Annotated in this window: 19 protein-coding genes; 6 read left to right on the forward strand and 13 right to left on the reverse strand. The window is 65.3% G+C overall.

Annotated features, from left to right (window positions below):
- Positions 1–41: 41 nt before the first annotated feature.
- Both ABIB99_RS28605 and putA read right to left on the reverse strand, forming a co-directional pair.
- Positions 42–1,247 (reverse strand): CaiB/BaiF CoA transferase family protein, encoded by a 1,206-nt coding sequence (locus ABIB99_RS28605; RefSeq protein ID WP_354178619.1) that lies wholly within the window; start codon positions 1,245–1,247, stop codon positions 42–44.
- Positions 1,248–1,363: 116 nt separating this feature from the next.
- The gene (gene putA, locus ABIB99_RS28610; RefSeq protein ID WP_354178621.1) at positions 1,364–4,363 is read right to left on the reverse strand and encodes a bifunctional proline dehydrogenase/L-glutamate gamma-semialdehyde dehydrogenase PutA; all 3,000 of its coding nucleotides are present in this window, start codon (positions 4,361–4,363) and stop codon (positions 1,364–1,366) included.
- A 114-nt stretch (positions 4,364–4,477) separates the two neighbouring features.
- On the opposite strand from putA, the gene ABIB99_RS28615 reads away from it, so the two are divergent.
- Entirely contained in the window at positions 4,478–4,939 is a 462-nt protein-coding gene (locus ABIB99_RS28615) for an Lrp/AsnC ligand binding domain-containing protein (protein ID WP_038954741.1), read from the forward strand.
- Between the two features lie 170 nt (positions 4,940–5,109).
- Here ABIB99_RS28615 and ABIB99_RS28620 read toward each other — a convergent pair whose 3' ends face one another.
- The 4 genes from ABIB99_RS28620 to ABIB99_RS28635 all read right to left on the reverse strand — a co-directional run bounded on the left by ABIB99_RS28620 (position 5,110) and on the right by ABIB99_RS28635 (position 9,239).
- Entirely contained in the window at positions 5,110–5,310 is a 201-nt protein-coding gene (locus ABIB99_RS28620; RefSeq protein ID WP_008134691.1) for a cold-shock protein, read from the reverse strand.
- A gap of 208 nt (positions 5,311–5,518) precedes the next feature.
- On the reverse strand, positions 5,519–5,827 hold the full coding sequence (gene sorB / locus ABIB99_RS28625; RefSeq protein ID WP_354178624.1) for a SorB family sulfite dehydrogenase c-type cytochrome subunit: 309 nt from the start codon (positions 5,825–5,827) through the stop codon (positions 5,519–5,521).
- Between the two features lie 12 nt (positions 5,828–5,839).
- Positions 5,840–7,039: a SorA family sulfite dehydrogenase catalytic subunit gene (gene sorA, locus ABIB99_RS28630; RefSeq protein WP_085399821.1), complete on the reverse strand. Its 1,200-nt coding sequence runs from the start codon at positions 7,037–7,039 to the stop codon at positions 5,840–5,842.
- 469 nt (positions 7,040–7,508) lie between these two features.
- The gene (locus ABIB99_RS28635) at positions 7,509–9,239 is read right to left on the reverse strand and encodes an adenylate/guanylate cyclase domain-containing protein (RefSeq protein WP_354178627.1); all 1,731 of its coding nucleotides are present in this window, start codon (positions 9,237–9,239) and stop codon (positions 7,509–7,511) included.
- A 417-nt stretch (positions 9,240–9,656) separates the two neighbouring features.
- Here ABIB99_RS28635 and ABIB99_RS28640 point away from each other — a divergent pair, with 417 nt between their 5' ends.
- Positions 9,657–11,186 (forward strand): glycosyltransferase family 39 protein, encoded by a 1,530-nt coding sequence (locus ABIB99_RS28640; RefSeq protein WP_354178629.1) that lies wholly within the window; start codon positions 9,657–9,659, stop codon positions 11,184–11,186.
- Between the two features lie 256 nt (positions 11,187–11,442).
- The gene (locus ABIB99_RS28645; protein WP_166081584.1) at positions 11,443–11,685 is read left to right on the forward strand and encodes a hypothetical protein; all 243 of its coding nucleotides are present in this window, start codon (positions 11,443–11,445) and stop codon (positions 11,683–11,685) included.
- Between the two features lie 12 nt (positions 11,686–11,697).
- Here ABIB99_RS28645 and ABIB99_RS28650 read toward each other — a convergent pair whose 3' ends face one another.
- The 4 genes from ABIB99_RS28650 to ABIB99_RS28665 all read right to left on the reverse strand — a co-directional run bounded on the left by ABIB99_RS28650 (position 11,698) and on the right by ABIB99_RS28665 (position 15,428).
- Positions 11,698–11,901 (reverse strand): hypothetical protein, encoded by a 204-nt coding sequence (locus ABIB99_RS28650; protein WP_354178631.1) that lies wholly within the window; start codon positions 11,899–11,901, stop codon positions 11,698–11,700.
- Positions 11,902–12,214: 313 nt separating this feature from the next.
- A complete protein-coding gene (locus ABIB99_RS28655; RefSeq protein WP_256376432.1) occupies positions 12,215–12,349 on the reverse strand; it encodes a hypothetical protein in 135 nt (44 codons plus the stop codon).
- 587 nt (positions 12,350–12,936) lie between these two features.
- Positions 12,937–13,962: a YcjF family protein gene (locus ABIB99_RS28660; RefSeq protein ID WP_354178633.1), complete on the reverse strand. Its 1,026-nt coding sequence runs from the start codon at positions 13,960–13,962 to the stop codon at positions 12,937–12,939.
- The gene (locus ABIB99_RS28665; RefSeq protein ID WP_354178635.1) at positions 13,959–15,428 is read right to left on the reverse strand and encodes a YcjX family GTP-binding protein; all 1,470 of its coding nucleotides are present in this window, start codon (positions 15,426–15,428) and stop codon (positions 13,959–13,961) included. Before ABIB99_RS28665 ends, ABIB99_RS28660 begins: the two co-directional genes overlap by 4 nt.
- A gap of 179 nt (positions 15,429–15,607) precedes the next feature.
- On the opposite strand from ABIB99_RS28665, the gene trhA reads away from it, so the two are divergent.
- Positions 15,608–16,303 (forward strand): PAQR family membrane homeostasis protein TrhA, encoded by a 696-nt coding sequence (gene trhA, locus ABIB99_RS28670; RefSeq protein ID WP_028151267.1) that lies wholly within the window; start codon positions 15,608–15,610, stop codon positions 16,301–16,303.
- A 93-nt stretch (positions 16,304–16,396) separates the two neighbouring features.
- On the forward strand, positions 16,397–17,191 hold the full coding sequence (locus ABIB99_RS28675) for an SDR family oxidoreductase (RefSeq protein ID WP_028151266.1): 795 nt from the start codon (positions 16,397–16,399) through the stop codon (positions 17,189–17,191).
- Between the two features lie 139 nt (positions 17,192–17,330).
- Here ABIB99_RS28675 and ABIB99_RS28680 read toward each other — a convergent pair whose 3' ends face one another.
- Complete coding sequence (locus ABIB99_RS28680; RefSeq protein ID WP_084795397.1) at positions 17,331–17,792, reverse strand: MarR family winged helix-turn-helix transcriptional regulator; 462 nt, start codon at positions 17,790–17,792, stop codon at positions 17,331–17,333.
- 75 nt (positions 17,793–17,867) lie between these two features.
- Here ABIB99_RS28680 and ABIB99_RS28685 point away from each other — a divergent pair, with 75 nt between their 5' ends.
- Positions 17,868–18,644: an SDR family NAD(P)-dependent oxidoreductase gene (locus tag ABIB99_RS28685; RefSeq protein ID WP_354178639.1), complete on the forward strand. Its 777-nt coding sequence runs from the start codon at positions 17,868–17,870 to the stop codon at positions 18,642–18,644.
- 172 nt (positions 18,645–18,816) lie between these two features.
- Here the strand turns inward: ABIB99_RS28685 and mdlC are convergent, their stop codons facing one another.
- Together mdlC and ABIB99_RS28695 are read right to left on the reverse strand one after the other, a co-directional pair.
- Complete coding sequence (mdlC, locus tag ABIB99_RS28690) at positions 18,817–20,439, reverse strand: benzoylformate decarboxylase (RefSeq protein WP_354178641.1); 1,623 nt, start codon at positions 20,437–20,439, stop codon at positions 18,817–18,819.
- A gap of 169 nt (positions 20,440–20,608) precedes the next feature.
- Positions 20,609–21,460: an HTD2 family dehydratase gene (locus ABIB99_RS28695; RefSeq protein ID WP_354178643.1), complete on the reverse strand. Its 852-nt coding sequence runs from the start codon at positions 21,458–21,460 to the stop codon at positions 20,609–20,611.
- Positions 21,461–21,475 lie beyond the last annotated feature (15 nt).

Below are 21,475 nucleotides of genomic sequence, written 5' to 3' on the forward strand. Positions count from 1 at the left end.
CGCTGCGCTCGCAATGACGAGATTGCGGGAGCGTGCCAACCCTAACCAACAGCTCCCGACGATCGGAGCTGCTTGATCGCCTTCTCGTCGTATCCCGCCCGGCGTAAAATCTCGTCACTGTGCTCGCCGACGGCGGGCGGCTTGCGCGGCTGGACCTTCTTGGCGCCGTCGATCCAGATCGGGCTGGAGATGGTGAGCATGGTGTCGTTCTCGAACGGCACCAGCACCTCGTTGTCGAGCATCTGCTTGTCGTTGGGGATGTCGTCGAGAATGCCGACGATGCCGAACACGAGGCCGTTGCCGTCGAGGATCTTGCGCCATTCGGCAAGATCCCTGGTGGCGAAGGTCTCGTCAAAAATCTTGATCAGTTCGACCGAACGGGCGTGACGGTCGGCCTTGGTGGCGAAACGCGGATCGTCAATCAGGTCCTCGCGTCCCAGGCATCTGGCCAGTATCGGAAACTGCTTCTCCTCGCTCAGCAGCGACAGGATCAACCAGCGGCCGTCCTTGCACTGGTAGTGGTTGGCCACGGCGTTCAGCGCACGTTCGCGCGGCCGCCTCTCGGCGAACTTGGAGCCGCACAGTTTTGCCTGCGCCAGCGTGCCCGCGGCCCACACCCCGTTCGCCATCAGATTGGAGGCGACATGCGAGCCCTTGCCGGTCTTCTCGCGCTGATAGAGCGCGGTGACGATGGCGCCGTAGAACGCCATGGCGCAGGGATGGTCGCCCATGCCGGCGACCGAGCGGGCCGGCGTCGTGTGGGTGTCGGCGCGGACGAGGTCCATCAGGCCGGAGCGCGCCCAATAGGCGTTGCTGTCGAAGCCGGGCTTATTGGCTTCCTCGCCCTTCTCGCCATAGCCGGTGAAGGAGGCGTAGATCAGCCGGTCGTTGAGATGGGCGAGGTGATCATAGGTGATGCCGAGCTTGGTGCGCACCGGCGGCGGCATGTTGGTGATGAAGACGTCGGCCTCTTCCACCAGCTTGTAGAGCACGGCCTGCGCCTCCGGCTTTGCGAGGTCGAGCGCGATGCTCTTCTTGTTGCGGGCCTCCAGCAGCCAGGCGAAATTGTGCTCCCCGGTGGGATAGCCCGGTATGTTCGGCAGATTGCGATAGGGGTCGCCGGCGCCGGGCGGCTCGATCTTGATGACGTCAGCGCCGAAATCCGACAGCACGGTTGCGGCAGCGGGCGCTGCGATGAAGCTCGCGCAGTCCAGAACCTTGAGCCCTGCAAAAATGCCCTTTTCCATCGCGGCGTAGCTCCCTCGCTCTTGTTGTTTCCCGCGCGCTGGAATTGGCGCGGGCCAAGTCATGGCAGCATTAGACCGATGTTTTGCCGGGATGCAACGGCGCCAGGCGCAGGGCCTCACTCTTCCCCCGCAAGCAGCGCGGCATTACCGCCGGCTGCCGCGGTGTTGATCGTCACGGTCTGCTCGGTCGCAAAGCGTGCGAGATAATGCGGGCCGCCCGCTTTCGGGCCGGTTCCGGACAGGCCGTTGCCGCCGAATGGCTGCACGCCGACCACGGCGCCGATCATGTTGCGGTTGACATAGATGTTGCCGACCTGGACGCGATCGATGATCGCCTCGATGGTGTCGTCGATCCGGGAGTGAATGCCGAGCGTGAGTCCATAGCCGCTGCGCTCGATCGCCTGCAGGACGCGGTCAAGGTTTTCCGCGCGATAGCGCACGACGTGCAGGATCGGTCCGAACACCTCCTCGGTGAGCTGGCCGGCGTCCTTGAGCTCGAAAATGTGCGGGGCGACGAAGCAGCCGTCGGGCGCCGTGCCGGCAAAGTGCAGCCGCGCCTCGCTCTTCATCCGCGCGATATGCGCATCGAGGCGCTGCTTGGCCTCGGTGTCGATCACCGGACCGACATGGGTCGCGACATCTGCGGGATCACCAATCCTGAGTTCGCGCGCCGCGCCCGCGATCATCTCGATCATGCGGTCGGCGACATCCTCCTGCACGAACAGCAGCCGCAGCGCCGAGCAGCGCTGGCCGGTGGAGCGGAAGGCCGAGGTCACGACGTCGTCGGCGACCTGCTCCGGCAGCGCGGTCGCATCCGCGATCATGGCGTTGATGCCGCCGGTCTCCGCGATCAGCGGCACGATTGGCCCGTCCTTGGCGGCGAGCGTCCGGTTGATCAGGCGTGCGACCTCGGTCGAGCCGGTGAAGACGACGCCGGCGATGTCGGCATGCGCGGTCAGCACGGCACCGATGCGGCCGTCGCCGGTGACGAGATGCAGCGCGCTCTTGGGAATGCCTGCTTCGTGCAGCAGCGCTACGGCCTCACGCGCGATGCGCGGCGTCTGCTCGGCGGGTTTTGCGAGGACGCTGTTGCCGGCCATCAGCGCCGCCGTGACCTGGCCCAGGAAGATCGCCAGCGGGAAATTCCACGGCGAGATCGCGACGAAGGCGCCGCGGCCGCGCATCGCGAGCGCATTGCTCTCGCCGGTCGGGCCCGGCATGGCGGCCTCAACGCCGAACAGCTTTCGGCCCTGCGCGGCATAGTAGCGGCAGAAGTCGGCGGCCTCGCGCAGCTCCGACAGCGCATCGTCCAGCGTCTTGCCGCCCTCGGCTTGCAGCAGCGCGATGAAATGGGCGCTCCGGCTCTCCAACAGATGCGCGGCCTGCTCCAGTGCGGCCGCGCGCGTGGCCGCCGGCGTTCGGCTCCAGGCGGCAAAACCGGCGCGCGCAGCCGTTACCGCCGCATTGGCCTGACCCGCCGTTGCATCCGCGATCGGCTTCAGGCCGGCTGCCTCGGCCTTCACGTCTGCCAGCAGCCGGTCGAGCGCCGCGCGCGCGCCGAATTCGACGCCGCGCGAATTGCGCCGCTCCGGCGCGAACAGATCGCCCGGCAGCGGAATTCTGGGATGGGCCGCCGCTTGCGGCCGGACGATGGCATCGGCCGAACGCTGCAACAGCGCCACAACCGGCACACGATAGTCGGCCGCCTGGGCCACGAACGACGAGTTGGCGCCGTTCTCGAGCAGCCGCCGCACCAGATAGGCGAGCAGGTCGCGATGGCTGCCGACCGGGGCATAGGTGCGGTAGGCGATATCAGGATGATCCTTGGCGAGCTGTTCGTAGAGCGCCTCGCCCATGCCGTGCAGGCGCTGGAATTCGAATCCGCCGCCATCTTGCGCAAGCTCCAGCACGGTCGCGACCGTCAGCGCGTTGTGGGTGGCGAATTGCGGGAAGATGCGCGGCCGCAGGGCCAACAGCTTCTGCGCGCAGGCAACGTAGTTCAGATCCGTCATCGCCTTGCGCGTGAACACGGGATAGCCGTCCAGCCCGCGCTCCTGCGCGCGCTTGATCTCGGTGTCCCAATAGGCGCCCTTGACCAGCCGCACCATCAGCTTGCGGTCATGCGCGCGCGCCAGCGCGTCGACATAGTCGATCACGGCGCTGGCGCGCTTCTGATAGGCCTGGATCGCCAGGCCAAAGCCGTCCCAGCCGCTGAGCGAGGGATCGGCGAGCGTTGCCGCGATCACGTCGAGCGACAGCTCCAGCCGGTCGGCTTCCTCGGCATCGACGGTGAAGTTCAAATCATGGGCCTTGGCGCGCTGCGCCAGGTCCAACAGCTGCGGCACCAGCTCGGCCATCACGCGCGCGCGGCTGATCGCCTCGAAGCGCGGATGCAGCGCCGAGAGCTTGACCGAGATGCCGGGACGGTCGGGCAGGGGATGGCTGCCCGCCGCCTTGCCGATGGTCTCGATCGCACTGGCATAGGCGTTGAAATAACGCCTAGCGTCCGCCGCGGTGCGCGCGCCTTCGCCGAGCATGTCGAAGGAGTAGCGCGTCTTTTGACCGGAGCGGGGCTTACCCCGCTCCAGCGCCTGCTCGATGGTCTCGCCCAGTACGAAATGGTTGCCCATCAGCCGCATCGCCTGGCGCGTGGCGGTGCGTACCGCCGGCGCGCCCAGCCGCTTCACCAGCCGGCCGATGGTGCCGTCGGGCGTCTCGCCGGGCTGGATCACCCGCGCCGACAGGCCGAGCGCCCAGGCCGAGGCGTTGACCAGGAAGGCGGTGGACTTGGTCTCGTGGTGGATGAAGTCACCCTCGCCGAGCTTGTCCTCGATGAACTGGTCGGCGGTGCGTGCGTCGGGCACGCGGAGCAGCGCCTCGGCCAGCACCATCAGGGCGAGCCCCTCCTTGGTCGAGAGCGCGAACTCCCGCAGCATGTCCTCGACACCGCCAAGCCGGTCGTCGCGCTTGCGGATCGCCTCGATCAGCCGCGTCGCGGTGCGGTCGATCCGCGCCTCCTGCGGCGGGCCGAGATGCGAAGCGGGCAAGAGTCGCGCGGCAATCTCGGCATCATCGGGCGCATAGGGGGCGGTGAAGGGCGGCGGGATGTTCGGCATGGCGTGTCCTGTGGCTCAAATTCAGGATAAGGCCCGCTAGGCCGTAGTTCGATAGACAAATTAGCCATTTTGCCTTAGGAAATGAAGATCATTGGTACATTGGCCACATAAAATATGGAACTCGATCGAATCGACCGGAAGATCCTCTCAATTCTGCAGCAGGACGGGCGCATCGCCAATGTCGAGCTCGCCGAGCGCATCGGGCTGTCGCCGACCTCGGTCGGCGAGCGGCTGAAGCGGTTGCAGCGGGAGGGCTTTGTCGAGGGCTACGGCGCGCGGCTCAATCCGCACCGGCTCGGCCTGGGTCTTCTGGTGTTCGTCGAGGTGCTGCTCGACAAGACCACGCCGGACAATTTCGAGCGGTTCGCGCGCGCGGTGAAACTCGCACCCGAGGTGCTGGAGTGTCACATGGTTGCAGGAGGCTTCGACTATCTTGTGAAGGCGCGGCTTGCGGACATGACCGCCTATCGACGCTTCCTCGGCGAGACGTTGCTGTCAATGCCGGGCGTGCGCGAGACGCGAACCTATGCGGTGATGGAAGAGATCAAGCGCGACGCACCATTGCCGGTGGACTAACGAAGGGCCGTCGCGATTGTCATTGCTGTGGCGTTGAACGAGCGGTCTTCGCAGGAAAATAGCTCTCCGTGTGCAATCGCAACGCCTGTCGTCGAATGCACTGGCCGTCTTCTAAAATTTTTTTGGCCCGGCTCCCGGACAGATCCGGGAGGCAGCAAAGGCTGCCGGGCTTATACTTTGAGGTTCTCTGCGGAGGTCTTGCCCCGGTTTGCGATCTCTTCGTATTCCACCGTCTGTCCTTCGTTCAGGGACGACAGACCGGCTTTCTGCACTGCCGAGATATGCACGAACACATCCTTGCCGCCCGACGCAGGCTGGATAAATCCATAACCCTTCGTCGGGTTGAACCACTTGACCGTACCTTTAGCCATCACGTCTTCTCCGCGGGTCTTCCTCCGAGATCTCGAACCGCCAGTCCCCGCCAACCGGCCGGTTCGGTCCTAACAGGATACGCGGAATGTGGCCGGCTTGGTAGCTCAAACCATATCGGCATTTCGCCGAATTCCGCTCAACTTCGCAGCGTTTTTGCCGATTTTGCCCGTTTCGCGGTCAATTGATCGGCACGCCGCGCGCCATCCGTCAATAAGTCGCGGCCAGATAATCGACGATCTTGCCGACATCGGCATCGTCGATCGGGGCGCCATAGACCTTGATCATCTTGGTCACCTCCGCCTGCCAAAAACCTTTCTTGTCCTTCATCGGCGGCTGCGTGTTGACGTAATCGGCCGAGTGGCAGGCGCTGCAATTGCCCTGCACGACCTCGAGATTGGGGCCCGGCTTGAAGGCGGCGACCTCGTCGGGCGTCTTGTAGTTGATCGGCGCTGCAAGTGCCGAACCGACCATTGCGGCGACGACGAGTGAGATGGCGAGGAGAACGGTGCGCTGCATGATCATTCTCCCTCAGGCCACGGTCACGCGGACGGTTTCGACGACGTTGCGTAGATAACCCGCCGGGTTCCAGCGTGGCGCATCCGGCTGGGTCTCGCCGCCATTGCCGGTGGCGCGCACCTTGAGCTCGTGGGCGCCCGCCGCGAGCTTCACCGGCAGCTTCCATTCACGGAATGAGTATTTGCCGAGATCCTTGCCGAGCTTGGCGCTGACCCAGGTCTTTCCGCCGTCGGTGGAAACCTGGACGTCCTTGATGCCCTTGCCGCCGTCGAAGGCGATGCCGCGCAGCGTCGTGCCGCCGGCCTTCAGCTTGGCGCCATCGGGAACGCTGGTGATGAAGGATCGGATGGTGAAGCGGTTGATCGGGATCGTCGCCTTCGGCGCGGTGCCCGGTTCGACCGCATTGTTCGGCGTGTCCGGAATGCGATAGGCCGACTTCATCCAGAAGCCGTCATAGACATTGTCGATGACGGTGATCTCGTTGAGGTGCTTGACCCAGTAGGTGCCGTAATAGCCGGGCACGATCAGGCGCAGCGGAAAGCCGTTGAGGAACGGCAGGTCCTCGCCGTTCATGCCATAGGCCAGCATCACCTCGCCGTCGGTGGCGTGCTCGAGATCGAGCGCCTTGACGAAATCGGGCGTCTTGTCGCTGACGGGGCCGTCCATGCCGTTGAAGGTGACCTGCTTGGCGCCGCTCTGCACGCCCGCCATCTCCAGCACGGCCTTCAGCGGCACGCCGCGCCAGCGCGCATTGCCCATGGCGCCATTGGCGAGCTGGCCACCGGCGACACGCGGCTCGGAGAAGCCGCGGCTGTTGCCGGAGCACTGATTGACGGCGACGATCTCGGTCGCCTTCATTTTCCTGATGTCCTTGAGCGACAGCTTGAGCGGCTTGTCGACCTTGCCCTTGACCTCGAGCGTGAACTTGTCGGGATCGAGATTGTAAGGCAGGTCCGAGAGGTGATAGCGCACGAAGAACGCGTTATTCGGCGTGATCGGACCGTCGTTGAAGATCGCGAACGGCGTCTCGAGCTGCGGCGGCCGGCTGGTCAGGCCGATCATCGGCCGCTTCTGCGGATATTTCACCAGCGGCCGCTCGCCATTGGCGAAGGGAAGCGTGACGGTGTCGAGTGCCAGCGCCCTGGTGGAATTCAGTGTGGCCGCCATAGCGGCAAGGCCCGCTCCTTTGAGCAGGTCGCGTCGATCGAACATTCTCGTCTCCTCCCGGAGCTTTTCGTTGGACCGCAGTCATCACCGCGATCCCGCGCTCATCTGTCGCAACGATTGAGATGAAGTCAATTCGTGCTTTCGCAGCAGGCCCATGTCGCTGCGTTGCAGCAACGCGGTGTTACGTTCGTAACGAGATTGCCGAGCTGTAGCCGCAGTGAAAGTGCACTCCCTCTCCCCGCCTGCGGGGAGAGGGTTGGGGTGAGGGGGAGTCTCCGCGAGCGAGGTGAGAGTTGGATTCGCGGAGGGGGGGGGGGGGGGGGGGGGGGGGGGGGGGGGGGGGCCGGCCCCCCCCCCCCCCCCCCGCGGGGGGGGGGGGGGGGGGGGGGGCCCCCCCCCCCCCCCCGTCTCCGCGAGCGAGGTGAGAGTTGGATTCGCGGAGGCTCCCCCTCACCCGGAATCCGCGCTGCGCGCGCAATCCGACCTCTCCCCGCAAGCGGGGAGAGGTGAAGAATCAAGCTGCGACGCGCTCGCTTCGGTCAACCAGCGCCGACAGCTGCCTCGTGTCCGCAACCACGCGCACGGCCAGGGGCTCGTCGCGGCCGCGGATCGCGACCTCCTGCTGCGGCAGCGCATCGTCGGCAAGGCCCGCGGTACGGCGGACCTCCTCCGAGACGATTGCTTCGCAGGCCAGTGTCTTGGTCATGTCCTGGAGCCGGGCGGCGACGTTGACGGCATCGCCGAGCGCGGTGAAGACGATGTGATCGCGATAGCCGATGTCGCCGATGATGACCTCGCCGCCGTGAATGCCGATGCCGAAGCGGATCGGCTGGCGGAGATCGTGGCTCAGGAGCTCGTTGAGCTCGTCGATATGCGTGGCGATGCCGGCGGCAGCCTTCAGCGCTTGCCGGCAGGCGGTTTCCGGATCGGCTGACAGCCCGAACAGCGCCAGCATGCCGTCGCCGACGAACTGGTTCGGCTGGCCGCCGTTCTCGATCACGGCCCGCGAGACGGCGCCGAGGAAACGGTTGACGATGAAAACGGTGTCGAATGGCAGCCGCTTCTCGGCAAGCTGCGTCGAGCCGCGCATGTCCACGAACAGGCTGACGAGGTAGCGCTCCTGGCCGATTCTGGCTGACGTCGAGGCCTGCCCGTCCGCCGAATGCGTGTGGGGCGTGAACAGCTGGAAGAAGGAGAGGTCGGAGTCCGGCCGCAGCTGGCAGGCAAGCCGGATCGAGGGATCGGCAGTGCCGACGCGCGCGAGCACGAAGGCCTCGCGCTGCGACGGCTCGGGCAGGGCGGCATGGTCACCGATGATGCGGATGCGGCAGGTCGAGCAGCGGGCGCGGCCGCCGCAGACGCTGGCATGCGGCACATTGTGGCGCAGGCTCGCCTCCAGCACGGAGAGACCCTTCGGCACGCGCACCGTCTTGCCGTTGCCGTAGGACAGCGCGATCATGCCGCGGCGCCGCTCGCGCAAGGCGCGCACGCCGCGTGCCGCCAGCGCCAGTCCGAGCAGGCCGACATAGCCGATGGTGAGGCCGCCGGTGATGCGGTCGAGCGTCGCCGCTTCCGCGGTCGAGCCGAGCTGGCGGCGGGTGAGATTGTGCGTGCGCCATTCGCCGTCGTCGACCTCGACCTGGACGCTGCGTCCGCCCTGGTAGACGCCGAGCAGCGACAGCGTCGGGATCAGCACGGCGGCGGCGAGCAGATAAGGCGCGGCGCGCGCGAAGAACGGTTTCAGGCGCAGCCAGAAATAGATGCCGATGCAGCCATGGACCCAGGCGATGATCAGCAGGATCGTCATGGTCCAGATGCGGTTCGACGTGACGAAGAACAGATAGAGTTCCTGCGGATAGAGCTTCTGGTGTCCGTACAGCGTGTAGCCGAGCCGGACGCCGATCACATGGGCCATGACGAGAGCGGGGATGCTCAGGCCCAGCACGAGCTGGAGCGGCTCGATCGTCCGCCAGCGGAACTGGCGGCGCTGATAGAGCGCGTAGATGCCGAGCCCCATATGCGTGAGCGCGGCCGTATAGAACACGATCGCGATCGGGAGGAACCGCCAGAACGCCGTGTGATAGTAGACGCCGATCTCCATGGCATCGACCGAGATGTTGCCGAGCGCATGGTTGAGGAAATGGCTCACCACGTAGGAGAACAGGATGACGCCGCAGACCAGCCGAACCTGCCGCAAGCTGGTCGCGCGGGAAAGTTCGGACAATCGTGAGGATGCAGTGGCCATGATTCGGTTGTATCAGTTCATGAAGGAGAACAGCCAGCGTAGCGTTTAATTCCAGAGGCGGACAGCTGGCCTGATCACATGCGCGGCAAGGTTACCGAACCGTAGGGTGGGCAAAGGCGCGCGCCACACCCACCGCTGTCGTCCCGGACAAGCGCCGCGAAGCGGCGCGCCGATCCGGGATCCATAGCCACAGGATCGGATTTGACGAAGACTCGTGGTTACCAGTTCGCGCCACGACTCCTCCCTGTGGCTATGGGTCCCGGGCTCGCGACTTCGTCGCGCCCCGGGACGACATCGGTGTTTGCGGCACCACCCCCCGCATTGACTCCCCCTCCCAGGTTGGCGAAAAGCGCGGCCGTGACGACAGCCCCCGATATCACTACGCCCCCAGCCGGCGCCGTGCGCCGGCCCCTCGTTATGGCCGTGCTCGTCATTGCCGCGATGACGCTGCTGCGCATCATCTACGCCTCCGCGATCGAATTGCGCACCGACGAGGCCTATTACTGGACCTGGTCGAAGGAGGGAGCGCTCAGCTTCCTCGATCATCCCCCCATGATCGCCTGGTTCATCCGTTTTGGCACCGCGATCTTCGGCGACACCATGCTCGGTGTCCGCTTCGGCGGCATCGTCGCGATGCTGGTCACGCAGCTGCTGCTCGCCGACATCGTCCGCCGCCTCACTCACGATGCGCGCGCCATCATGTTCGCGGTGCTGATGCCGGAGGCTGCGCTCTATTACGGCCTGCTGATGGCCAAGGTCGCACCGGACGTTGCCATGATCCCGTTCGCGGTGGCGATGATGTGGGCCCTGGTGCGGCTCGCGCAGAGTGGCGATGGACGCTGGTGGCTGGCGGCGGGCCTGTTTGCCGGGCTGTCGATGCTGTCGAAATTCACCGCGATCATGTTCGCGCCGGCGGTCGCCGCGTTTCTGCTGGTGCCGGATTGGCGCTGGCGCTGGCTGCGCAGTCCTTACCCCTATCTCGCGGTGCTGATCGCGATTGTCGTGTTCTCCCCGGTGCTGATCTGGAACGCGCAGCACGACTGGGCCTCGTTCCGTTTCCAGGGCGTGCGGGCCACCGCCAATTACGGCATCTCGCTGCGCACGATCGGCGACTACATCGGCCTGCAATTCGGCCTGGTCGGCTTCGTCATGCTGCCGGTCGTGCTGTCAGGCCTCGTGATGACGGCGTGGCGCGGCTATCGCACGCGCGAGCCGGTCGCGATCCTGCTGTCGACCGCGGTGCTGGTGCCGTTCCTCTATTTCTTCTTCAAGTCGACGACGCTCAGGGTCGGCGACACCTGGCCGATGTTCATGTGGCCGGTCGGCTTTGCCGCCGCTGCGGTCAACCTCGTCATGCTGTCGCGCGAGCACTGGTCGGCGCGGATGATCCGCTCGAGCATCTTCTGGCTCAACACGGCGGTCGTCACGGGGATCGCCTTCGTCGTCATCGTGTTCCTGTACTACGTCGCCGCGCCATGGAATCTCCTCGGCAAGATCGATCCGATCGGCGCCGAGGCCGGCTACGAGCAGGTCGCTGCGCGTGCGCAGGCCGCGCTCGACGAGACCGGCGCGACCTGGATCGCGACCACGGACTATCGCACCTACGCGATGATGCGCTGGTTGTTCAGGGGCCGCGTGCCCGTCGTCGAGATCAACGAACGCGGCCGCTTCCAGGATTTTCGCGATCCCGGCATGGATCGGATCAGCGGGCATGCGGGCATCTATGTCGGGCGAGAGCCGGACAATCGCGCACCGGTGTGGGGATCGATCCCGGCGAAGCGCGAGCAGCTCGGCCAGGTCGAACGTCGCTGGCGCGGCGTTCTGTCGGACACCTATGTGATTGAGAAGCTCACCGGCTGGACGCCGGAACTCTCGCCGCCAACGGATTCGCCGCTGTTTCAATGGCGGGTGCTGGCGGGGGAATTCGAGAAACGTACGCTCGCCTAGCGAGGCACCCTTCTTCCCTTCTCCCCTTGTGGGGTCCCAAAGGCAAACGAGGCCACGCGTTGAAGCGGCTTGGCGTGGCATGATAACAACATAGACCAGAAATCTGAGCTGATCGCTTAGCTGCAACCAGCATTTGTCCCGACATTCACAGGCCGCCATCCCAGATTACCACCCGCTCAAGCATTTAAGCCACTAAGCTGGAGCTATCGTGACGAAACATATTTTCTCTTATTGATATTATCTACGGGGATAGGACATGTTTGATGTCTATCGCAATGGCAAGCGGGACTTCCTCGTCGTCAGCAACGGCTCTCCGATGCCCGCGCTCTACTCTTCCAACAAATGGCGCAAGAGCAGAGCGAGAGTTCTCAAGGTCAGCGACGAGATCAAGGCAGCCGTCCAGGAGCGAGGTTATTATCTTGGCAGCGTGCGAGTGACCAAGAAGGACCTGATCCACACCGAGTGCAGCGTTGCCGATACGACACCGGGCAATCTCTGAGCATCCGGCCTACTAGGCCGCCAACCGCGCCAGCCCGGCCTCAATCACGACGATGTCTTCCTCGATCTGCCGGATCGTACTCCTGCAGTCGATCCCGGTACAAGCATCGAGATCTGCGATAAGTTTGCGGCGCTGTGTCCGAAGCTCATCAAGAGCTGCTTGGTCCCTGAGGGAAACGTAACCCTCCACGATCAGCTCAATTGCACCTGCCGCCATCAAACTCCCCACGCCTTGTTAGCCCCGTCAAGGCACTCCCGACCAGCCGAGGATCGAGCGTGCCAATTGGTTACGCGGCTCAATCCCGCGCACTGAGTTCTTCCAGAACAACGCGCCTCCGCAGCTCGTGCGCAGCAGCGGTCAAATGAGACCCTGCGATCAGCCCGAGCCGCTTCAATCTTGGGAGAGCGACGGGGTCACACAGCTCGATCGGGAGCCCGGCGCCCAATATCGCAATGGCGCGTTGCTCCTCCACGTCGAGATCAGTCCATGGGATGCCCTTCATCACCGGCCTCAAATCGTCCAGTGCATCTCAAAATCCAAACGCGCGCCTGATTTGCCGCAGCATATCCGTGGCCGCGTCGGTGTACCGACCATTGGTCAGGTATCGATCCAGCTGCAGTGTGCTGATCAGCGCCACAAGCGCTGCCATTAAGCCCTTAAACATTGGGCCTCTCCTGAAAGAGACCGCCAACCGGGCGTGTCGAAATATTGAGACGTTCTCAGAATGCGCGCCGCATATGGCGGCCTAATATGCAAATGGTGACATTGACTGGTAACCAGTTTCTTAACGGGCTGATGCGCCGTGGTATGGGGCGGCCAGAGGCTGACTTGAAAGCGGCGACTTGAATTGCCGCTTCCTTGTGCTCAGTTGCCATTAACTGCGGCACATAGTCCTCCAATACTCGAAAGGGCTAACTCGATAGTTCGCTTGCGAGGTGCGGCTTGACTGAGCAAGGTCATTTTACCGGACAATTGCCCTTTAACCCCGTCCGGGTCTGCCTCAGATCAGCCGGCGAGGGATGATATTCCGCTCGTTGGCTCGATTGGATGGCACTCAGCTGCTCGGAGCCTTTCGTGTGGTCCTTTGCTGTTGCGGCACTGTTCCTGGCGCTGTTGGTGTTTGGTGCGGTCGGCTTTATCATTGTCAGCTTTGACTTTCCCGATGAACCGCGAGCTTAAGCTTCGCTCATTCAGGCGGCGCGCCATGTGTCGGTCCGGCGAATGGCGCGAACGATGGTGCGGATAGCGCCGCTACTCCTCGTCCTTCTTCCGCAGCAGATCCGTCGCGAGGTCCGACAGTTTTGGCGGCGGCAGCGCCGCGAACGGCAGCGGGCGCGTCACGTCGATCGCGGCCAGACCCAGCCGCGCGGTCAGCAATCCGTTCAGCACACCTTCGCCGAGCCGCTGCGACAGCTTTGCCGCAATCCCATGGCCCAGCATCTGCTGCACCAGGCTGTCGCTCGCGGCCATGCCGCCGGTGATGGCGAGATGGGCGATCACGTGGCGGAGCAGGCGGATCATGCCGAGCGCGCCGGGGCGGCCGCCATAGAGAAAAGCGAGCTGACGGATCAGGCGCAACGCGGCCACGAACACGAACAATACGTCGATCGCCGCGCGCGGCGAAACTGCGGTCACGATCGAGACCTTTTGTGCGGCCGACGACACCAGCCGCCGCGCTTCCGCGTCCAGCGGCGACATCAGTTCGCGCTCGGCAAGCCGGATCATGTCGGCGCCGTCGATGATCTCTCCGGTGTGGCTTTCCAGCGTGGCGCGCGCGCGGGCGAGCTGCGGGTTCTGGTGCGCGATCTTCAGCAGGTCCTGCACGATCACGCGGCTCTCCTTGCGATCGTCGCTGGCAAGGACCGCGGCCGCGCGCGCATGCAGCTTCTCGATGGTTGCAAGGCGCGCCAGGCCAAAGGCCTCGCGCCCGATCACCACCGCGAGCGCCAGTGCGGTGACGAAGGCGAATGCGAGGCCGACGAAGCCGAGCGTTTCGCTGCGCGCAAACAGATCCTCGATCAGACGGACCACGCCGAGCCCGGTGCCGAGCAGCGTCAGCCCGCCGAGCCCGGACCAGAACAGCGTGCCCCAGGGAAAGCCGCGCCGCGCCGGAAGCGCGGCCTCGATCGGCACCGGCAATGCCTGCGGATCGTGCTCGGGCGTGATCTGGATCGTGGCGCGTCCGAGCCGGCTGGTCTCGTCGGCTTCGGTGACGATGACGCCGGGATCGTCGAGCCGGAACGTCGCCGGCCGCCGCGGCTTGGATCGGTCGTTCATGACAGCTTGTCTCCGATCAGGAACTGCAGGGCACGGTCGAGGCGGATGTGTGGCAGCGCCGGCTCGTCATTGCCCTCGCGTTCGAGCTTTGGCGGACGGAAGCGCAGGAAGCGAAAATCGCTCTTCTCGGCGGCCTCGGTCGCGAGGCCCCGGAATGCGCCGGTGCCGTTGAACAGCGCCTCGGGGTCCGGCGGCAGGTCACCCGGAAAGGTCGCAACCTCCGTGTTGCCGTCAAAGAACTCGCCGCCGGCGCTTTCGCCGGCCGCTGGCGTTCCCAGGATCGACGGCAATTTGTCGCGGCCATGCGCGACCTGGGCCTCGCGCGTGGCGCGAACTGCGGCAAGCGCCACCACGTCGATCTCCGCGCCGGTATCTTCCGCACGCACCACTGCCCGGGTGACCGCGCGGCGCAGCACCGCCTCGAGCCGGTCATGACTGGAATGATGCAGATGGTCCGCCTTGGTCGCCGCGAACAGGATGCGGTCGATACGCGGCCGGAACAGGCTGGAGAGGAAGGTGCTGCGGCCGATGCGGAAGCAGTCGAGAATTCCGGCAAGCGCGGCTTCGAGATCGTGCAGCGCTTCGGGGCCGGAGTTGAATGCGGCGAGCGCATCGGCCAGCACGATCTGGCGATCGAGCCGGGCAAAATGATCATGGAAGAACGGCCGCACCACGACGTCCTTGTAGGCCTCGAAGCGGCGGACCATCATTGCCCACAGCGAGCCGTCCGGTGCCTGGCCGCCCACGGGTACGTCGAGCGGCGCAAAAGTCAGCGCCGGCGTGTCGGCGAGATTGCCGGGCATCAGGAAGCGGCCGGGCGGCAGCAGGCTCATCGCGAACCGCTCGTCGCGGCAGGCGCGCAAATATCCGGTGAAGAGCTTTGCCGCCGTCAGCGTCGCCTGCTCGTCCTCGCGCGCCTCGGGCTTGAGCGTCGCGAGATGCGCGTGCCAATCCCCCGCAAGATGCGCGCGCGGCGCCTCGCGCGACAGCGCGAGGCTTTCGGCCGACCATTGCTCATAGCTCTTCTGGAGCAGCGGCAGGTCGAGCAACCATTCGCCGGGATAATCGACGATGTCGAGCGTCAATGTGCGATCGGCGCCGTTCTGGCGCTGATAGTCGATGACGAGCCTGAGTTCGCTGATGTCGACGGTCGAGTTCGGCCAGCGCCGCTCCTCGAGCAGCGCGCGCAAATGGTTCTCATAGGCGAAGCGCGGCACGGCGTCGTCTGGCTGCGGCGCCAGATGCGCCCGCGCGATCCGGCCCGAGGCATAGGCCTCGAACACCGGAAAGCGGCCGCCACGGGTGAGGCCGTGGATCAGCGCGGTGATGAATACGGTCTTACCGGCCCGTGACAGGCCGGTGACCCCGAGACGCACCGTCGGGTTGAAGAAGTGCTCACCATAGTCGATCAGCGCCCTGGCCGACAGCCGCGCTTCTTCGACCATATCCTGGAAACTGAATGCCATATGAACGTGATTGATCTCGGGGCGGGCGGAACAGTGAAGCCGTTCACAAAAGTGGCAATTGCGTAGGGAAAATCAAGCTTCATACTTCCACCGCCTTTGTCGGCAAATCAGCCGTTTGAACGATGCGCCGATCGCGAAAGACCCTACAAGAGGGCATTGTCTTAGCCTTGCGGATTGCCATGACCGTCTTCCAGCTGAAACAGCTCGCATCCACCTCCGTCCACGCCGCGGCCGACGCGATCGGCTGGAACTACGACCGTGCCGAATTGATCGCGGACGGCGTGATCCACGCGATCGGCGTGTTCTGCGGCATCGTCGCCGCTACGGTCCTGGTGGTGCTGACGGCGGTTTATGCCGACGCCACCAACATCGTCGGGGTCTCGATCTATGTCGCCGGCCTGCTCTCGATGCTGGTGCTGTCGGCGACCTATAATCTCTGGCCGGTCTCGCCGGCCAAATGGCTGCTGCGGCGGTTCGACCATTGCGCGATCTATCTGCTGATCGCGGCGACCTATACGCCGTTCATCCTCGAGGTGAGGGACAGTGTGTTCGCGCTGGTGCTGCTCGGCGGCGTCTGGTGCGTCGCGATCCTGGGTATCGTGCTGAAACTTCTCTACCCCGGCCGGTTCGACCGCGTCGCAGTCGGAATCTATCTCGCGATGGGCTGGAGCGGCGTGATGGTCTACGACGCCGTGGTCAAGGCGCTGCCTGCGCTGGTGCTGGGCTTCATCCTTGCGGGCGGCCTGCTCTACAGCTTTGGCGTGATCTTCCATGCCTGGCGGCGGCTGCGCTTCCAGAATGCGATCTGGCACGGCTTTGTCTTGGCCGGCGCGGCGTGCCATTATACCGCGGTGCTCGACCTCGTGTTGAGCTGAGCAAGATCCGCGAAGCGGAATAAGCGAAGCGGTATAAGATAGCGAAGCGCTATCCGAAAAGAGAAGCGCTACAAGACAAAGAGGAGACGTCGCATGCAGGTGACCGGCAAGGTCGTGGTCGTCACGGGCGGCGCAAACGGCATCGGCAAGGCGCTGTGCGAGGCCTTCCACAAGGCGGGTGCCGCCAAGGTCGTCGTCGCGGACATGGACGCCGCCAATGCAAGAGCTGTCGCCGCCACGGTGGATGGCGCGGCCTTCCGATGCGACGTCGCGCAGGAAAAAGAGATCGCCCACGTCATCGAGGAGACCGAACGGCAGTTCGGCCCGATCGAGCTGTTCTGCTCCAATGCCGGCATCGGCGGCGGCTTCGATCCGATGTCGGTCAATGCCGGCGGCGCCTCCGACGAGCCGTGGCAGCGGAGTTGGGCGATCCACGTCATGGCCCATGTCTATGCGGCGCGGTATCTCATTCCCCGCATGAAGGCGCGCGGCGGCGGCTATTTCCTCAACACGATCTCGGCGGCAGGTCTGCTGTCGCAGGTCGGAAGCCCGGCCTATTCCACCACCAAGCACGCCGCGGTCGGCTTTGCCGAAAATCTCGCGATCTCGCACAAGGCGGACAATATCAAGGTCTCGATCCTCTGCCCGCAGGGCGTGGACACCAACATGCTGCGCTCGATCCCGAAGGGCCCGCAATCCGGCGATGGCGATCTCACGCCGGAGCAGGTTGCGAAAGACGTGCTCGCCGGCCTCGAGCAGGAGACCTTCCTGATCCTGCCGCACCCCCAGGTGCTCGGCTATATGCGCAAGAAGACCGAGAATTACGACCGCTGGATCGGCGGCATGGCCAAGATCCAGGCGAAGATGCGGGAGGAGTTCGGGAAGTAGGGTAGGCTGGTGCCACCCGCACCGCTGTCATTCCCCGCGGAAGCGGGGAATCCAGTACGCCGCGGCCTGTCGAGGAATCACAGCGGTCTCTGGAATACTGGATCGCCCGCCTTCGCGGGCGATGACACTGAGAATGCGGCTACGCCGCCGACTCCCCCTCATCCTCCATCCGGCTCTGCCGAAGCGCCCGGGCATAGAGCATCATGCCCTCGCGCACCGTGCGCTGCTCGGTCTCTGTCAGCGCGGCCAGCGCGCCGCGCACCTGTTGGCGGCCGAACGCGTGCAGCGCCTCCAGCGTGCGCCGGCCCTTCGCCGTCAGCGACAAGAGCTTGCTGCGCGCGTCGGCTTCATCAGGCGTCTCCCGCAGCTCGCCGCAATCGACCAGCTTGCGCACTAGGCGGCTGACGCTGGATTTCTCCAGGCGCAGGAAATCGCCGAGCTCGCCTGAATTCATCGGGCCGCGGATCCCGATCTCCAGGATCGTGTGCACCGCCGAGGGCGGATAGTCCGAGGCCGCCACCGTCGCATCCATGAAGCCGAGCTCCCGCACCATCAATCGCGAGGCGGCGCGGATGTCGTCGATCAACGCAAGCTCGGCCATCTTGACTCCCGGCATATAGTTGTATCATACAACTACATGCGCGCAACGTCGCGCGCAAGCGTTTTGGAGTGAGCCATGAGCGGAACTGTGCCGGCCGGGATGCGGATGAGAGGCAAGGTCTGCCTCGTCACGGGCGGCGGCAGCGGCATCGGCCGCGCCACGGCGCTGCGGATGGCCTCGGAAGGCGCGGAGGCGATTGCCGTCGCGGGACGGCGGGAGGCCGAAATCGAGGCCACCGCCGCAGCGTGCCGGGAGCTCGGCGCTGACGCGATCGCGATCCAAACCGACATCACGCGAGAGGACGACGTCGAACGTCTGGTTCGCGCGGCGGTCGAGCGCTGCGGTCGGCTCGATGTCGCCTTCAACAATGCCGGATTCCAGGAGCGCCGCGCGCCGCTGGAAGAGCAGGGCACGGAGATCTACGACACGGTGTTCGACACCAATGTCCGTGCGCTGTTTCTGTGCCTGCGTCATCAACTGCCGGCGATGCTGGCGCAGGGCCGCGGCAGCATCGTCGTCAACGCCTCCGTCAGCGGCGTACGCAATCCCAATCCCGGCTTCTCGCTCTACTCGGCCTCGAAGGCGGCGGCGATCTCGCTGACACGCTCGGCCGCGATGGAGAACGCCCCGCGCGGCATCCGCATCAACGCCATCGCGCCCGGCCGCGTCGTCACCGACATGATGCTGCGCGCCGGCGTCGGCGATGTCGCGACCGTCAGTGCGGGCCTGCCGCTGCGGCGGATGGGGAGCCCGGAGGAAGTGGCGGAGGCCGTGGTGTGGCTGTCGTCCGACGCGTCATCCTATGTCGTCGGGCACGTGCTGGCGGCGGACGGGGGATTCTTGGCGTCGTAGTTGGCGCGATGTCGCGGCAAATTCGGTGTCGTCCCGCCGACGCGGGGACCCATAACCACAGGGAGTAATCGTGGCGCGAAGCTGCCCACCACGAGTCCTCGTCAAACTTCCCCTTGTGGGTATGGCTCCCTGCGCCCCGTGCGCAATTGCGCACTAGGCAGGGACGACAAAGCTAATGCTTCTGCCCGTACAGCACCGGCACCGCTGAATCCACGACGACCTCGACGAGGCTCGTCCCCTCGAACGCCATTCCGCGCTCGAGCGCCTCGCCCAGTTCCGCGGCCTTGCTCACCCGCACCGCATGGCAGCCCATGCCCTCGGCGAGCCTGACGAAATCGATCCCCGGCAGTTCCAGCCCCGGCACGTTCCTCACCTGCATCACCTGGCTGAACGAGCGCATCGCGCCGTAGCCGGAATTGTTGATGACGACGATGGTCAGCGGCAGTTTTCGTTGCGCGGCGGTCCACAGCGCCTGGATCGAATACATCGCCGAGCCGTCGCCGATCAGGCACACCGTCCGCTGCTTCGGCTTGCCGAGCGCCATGCCGACCGCGGCGGGCAGCGAGTAACCGAGGCCGCCGCTCGCCATCGTGTAGAAACTGTCCTGGCCGCGCATCGGCATGAACTTCTGCATCGCCGGCCGGTGCGAGGGCACTTCCTCGACCAGTGACGCGTCGTCCGGCATCGCCTGCGACAGCGTATGCAGCAGGAATTCAACCGGCAGCGGATCGGCGGCCTGCGGTGCCGACGGCAGCGTGCGGCCTTTCGGCGTCGCGCGTTTGCTCTCCGGCAAGAGGTCGAGCAGCAGGCTCAGCGCCGGCTTCATGGTCGCGATGATGCTGGTGCCGACGGGCGTTACCGCGGCCGCATCCGGATCGTCGGTGATCTGGAAGATCGTCGCGCCGCCATCGAAGATCGCGGCATGGCCCTCGACATGGAAGGTGAACACCGGCGCGCCGATGACGACGACGAGATCGTGCTCGCGTAGCGCGTCGGACAGCTGCGCCGGCGAGGCGTGCAGGAAGCCCGCGAACTGCGGATGCCGCTCAGGGAAGGAGCAGCGCGCGGAGAACGGGCTGACCCAGACGCTGGCCTTCGCCTTCTCGGCGACGCGCACCATCAAATCGACCGCGCCGGCGCGGTCGACGCCGGGGCCGACCACGAGGGCAGGGTGTTTTGCTGAGCCGAGCGCGGCGACGAGTGCCTTCATCGCGTCAGGCTCGGGCCCGATCTCGCGGCTGACCTTGCGCGCCTCGACCGGTGCGGTCGCATGCGCCCAGTCGTCGATCGGGATCGAAACGAAGGTCGGCCCGCAGGGCGGCTGCATCGCGGTGCAATAGGCCCGCGCGATCGCGGCCGGCACGTCCTCGGGCCGGGCCGGCTCGACGCTGTACTTGACGTAAGGCCGCGGGAATTCCGAGGCGCGCTCGGCATAGAGGAACGCCTGCAAGGGCAGGATCGAGCGCGCCTGCTGGCCCGCGGTGATCACGATCGGCGTCTGGTTGCGGTGCGCGGTGTAGATATTGCCAAGCGCGTTGCCGACGCCGGCGGCCGAATGCAGATTGACGAAGCCCGCATTGCGCGTCGCCTGCGCGTAACCATCGGCCATGCCGACCGCGGAGGCTTCCTGCAGCGCCAGCACGTAGTCGATGTCATCAGGCCAGTCGCTCAGGAACGGTAGCTCGGTCGAGCCGGGATTGCCGAACACCCTGTCGATGCCCAGCGAGCGCAGCAGATCGAGCGTCGCCTGCTTCACGGTGACGGACTTGCTGCCGCTCTTGCCGTTCTTGGCCATGGTTTCCGTCCCTGTTATTGATTGCCGCTACTAGCCTCACCCGTCATTGCGAGCGAAGCGAAGCAATCCAGACTGCCTCGGCGGTGACAGTCTGGATTGCTTCGTCGCTTCAGTGCAAAATTGCTCCGCAATTTTGTCACGAGCTCCTCGCAATGACGAGGAGAGAGCGTCACCACACCGCGGTGCCCTTCATCGTCGGCTGTCCCTCCGCATTCGCGGTCCACAGCTCCAGGCCCGCCTCGGTCGCGTTGGCGTTGATGGAGAACTCGGTGCCCTCGAACAGCGGCTGCACGCCGCGATAGGTGAATGTCTTCGGCGCCTTGCCGTCGTGCAGCTTCGCCGCCATCTCGACGATGAGCGCCGCCTGCAGCGGCCCATGGAAGATCAGGCCCGGATAACCCTCGACCTTGGTGACGTAGTCACGGTCGTAATGGATGCGATGGCCGTTGAAGGTCAGCGCGGAATAACGAAACAGCAGCACGGGATCAGACACGTGGGTCTCGCGGTGCTGCGCCTTGGGTGGCGGGGGCGGGGCCTTGGCGCCGGCGGGCGCGCTGCTCGTCATCTCGCGATAGACGATGTCCTGCCGCTCGCGGATGGCAACGCCCCGCGGCGAGGAGATGCTGTGCTCGACCGAGACGAAGCACAGCGTGCCGGTCGAGCCAGATTTCACCTGGACGTCGGCAATGCGCGACGTTCGGGTCGATTCGTCGCCGACGCGCAGCGGCTGCAGGAACGCGATCTCGCCGCCGGCCCACATCCGGCGCGGCAACGGCACCGGCGGCAGAAAACCGCCGCGGGTCGGATGGCCGTCGGGGCCGAGCATCGACATCGGAAACACCGGCTGCGCCAGGCACCAATGCACCGTGAACGGCGCGGCATCGCCCGCTTTGGGCTCGCCGACCTCCTGGAACAGCGTCGCGCGCAGGCCCTTGACGAGCTGCGCGGTGACGATGTCGGTGGCCTCGGTGCTGCGGCCGATCCATTGCCGCAAGTGATCGATGTCGAGCTTCTCGGTCATGACGCCTCGCTCTTG

This window comes from Bradyrhizobium sp. LA6.1 (assembly GCF_040547805.1).
GTDB lineage: Bacteria > Pseudomonadota > Alphaproteobacteria > Rhizobiales > Xanthobacteraceae > Bradyrhizobium > Bradyrhizobium barranii.

Bases quoted from the DNA above. Each gene is read 5' to 3' on its own strand.
- ABIB99_RS28645 (WP_166081584.1), top strand. From the start codon at position 11,443: ATGTTTGATGTCTATCGCAATGGCAAGCGGGACTTCCTCGTCGTCAGC.
- ABIB99_RS28640 (WP_354178629.1), top strand. From the start codon at position 9,657: ATGGCCGTGCTCGTCATTGCCGCGATGACGCTGCTGCGCATCATCTAC.
- ABIB99_RS28655 (WP_256376432.1), bottom strand. From the start codon at position 12,349: ATGTTTAAGGGCTTAATGGCAGCGCTTGTGGCGCTGATCAGCACACTG.
- putA (WP_354178621.1), bottom strand. From the start codon at position 4,363: ATGCCGAACATCCCGCCGCCCTTCACCGCCCCCTATGCGCCCGATGAT.
- ABIB99_RS28605 (WP_354178619.1), bottom strand. From the start codon at position 1,247: ATGGAAAAGGGCATTTTTGCAGGGCTCAAGGTTCTGGACTGCGCGAGC.
- ABIB99_RS28675 (WP_028151266.1), top strand. From the start codon at position 16,397: ATGCAGGTGACCGGCAAGGTCGTGGTCGTCACGGGCGGCGCAAACGGC.
- ABIB99_RS28695 (WP_354178643.1), bottom strand. From the start codon at position 21,460: ATGACCGAGAAGCTCGACATCGATCACTTGCGGCAATGGATCGGCCGC.
- ABIB99_RS28650 (WP_354178631.1), bottom strand. From the start codon at position 11,901: ATGGCGGCAGGTGCAATTGAGCTGATCGTGGAGGGTTACGTTTCCCTC.
- ABIB99_RS28635 (WP_354178627.1), bottom strand. From the start codon at position 9,239: ATGGCCACTGCATCCTCACGATTGTCCGAACTTTCCCGCGCGACCAGC.
- mdlC (WP_354178641.1), bottom strand. From the start codon at position 20,439: ATGGCCAAGAACGGCAAGAGCGGCAGCAAGTCCGTCACCGTGAAGCAG.
- ABIB99_RS28680 (WP_084795397.1), bottom strand. From the start codon at position 17,792: ATGGCCGAGCTTGCGTTGATCGACGACATCCGCGCCGCCTCGCGATTG.
- ABIB99_RS28685 (WP_354178639.1), top strand. From the start codon at position 17,868: ATGAGCGGAACTGTGCCGGCCGGGATGCGGATGAGAGGCAAGGTCTGC.
- ABIB99_RS28615 (WP_038954741.1), top strand. From the start codon at position 4,478: ATGGAACTCGATCGAATCGACCGGAAGATCCTCTCAATTCTGCAGCAG.
- sorB (WP_354178624.1), bottom strand. From the start codon at position 5,827: ATGCAGCGCACCGTTCTCCTCGCCATCTCACTCGTCGTCGCCGCAATG.
- trhA (WP_028151267.1), top strand. From the start codon at position 15,608: ATGACCGTCTTCCAGCTGAAACAGCTCGCATCCACCTCCGTCCACGCC.
- sorA (WP_085399821.1), bottom strand. From the start codon at position 7,039: ATGTTCGATCGACGCGACCTGCTCAAAGGAGCGGGCCTTGCCGCTATG.
- ABIB99_RS28660 (WP_354178633.1), bottom strand. From the start codon at position 13,962: ATGAACGACCGATCCAAGCCGCGGCGGCCGGCGACGTTCCGGCTCGAC.
- ABIB99_RS28665 (WP_354178635.1), bottom strand. From the start codon at position 15,428: ATGGCATTCAGTTTCCAGGATATGGTCGAAGAAGCGCGGCTGTCGGCC.
- ABIB99_RS28620 (WP_008134691.1), bottom strand. From the start codon at position 5,310: ATGGCTAAAGGTACGGTCAAGTGGTTCAACCCGACGAAGGGTTATGGA.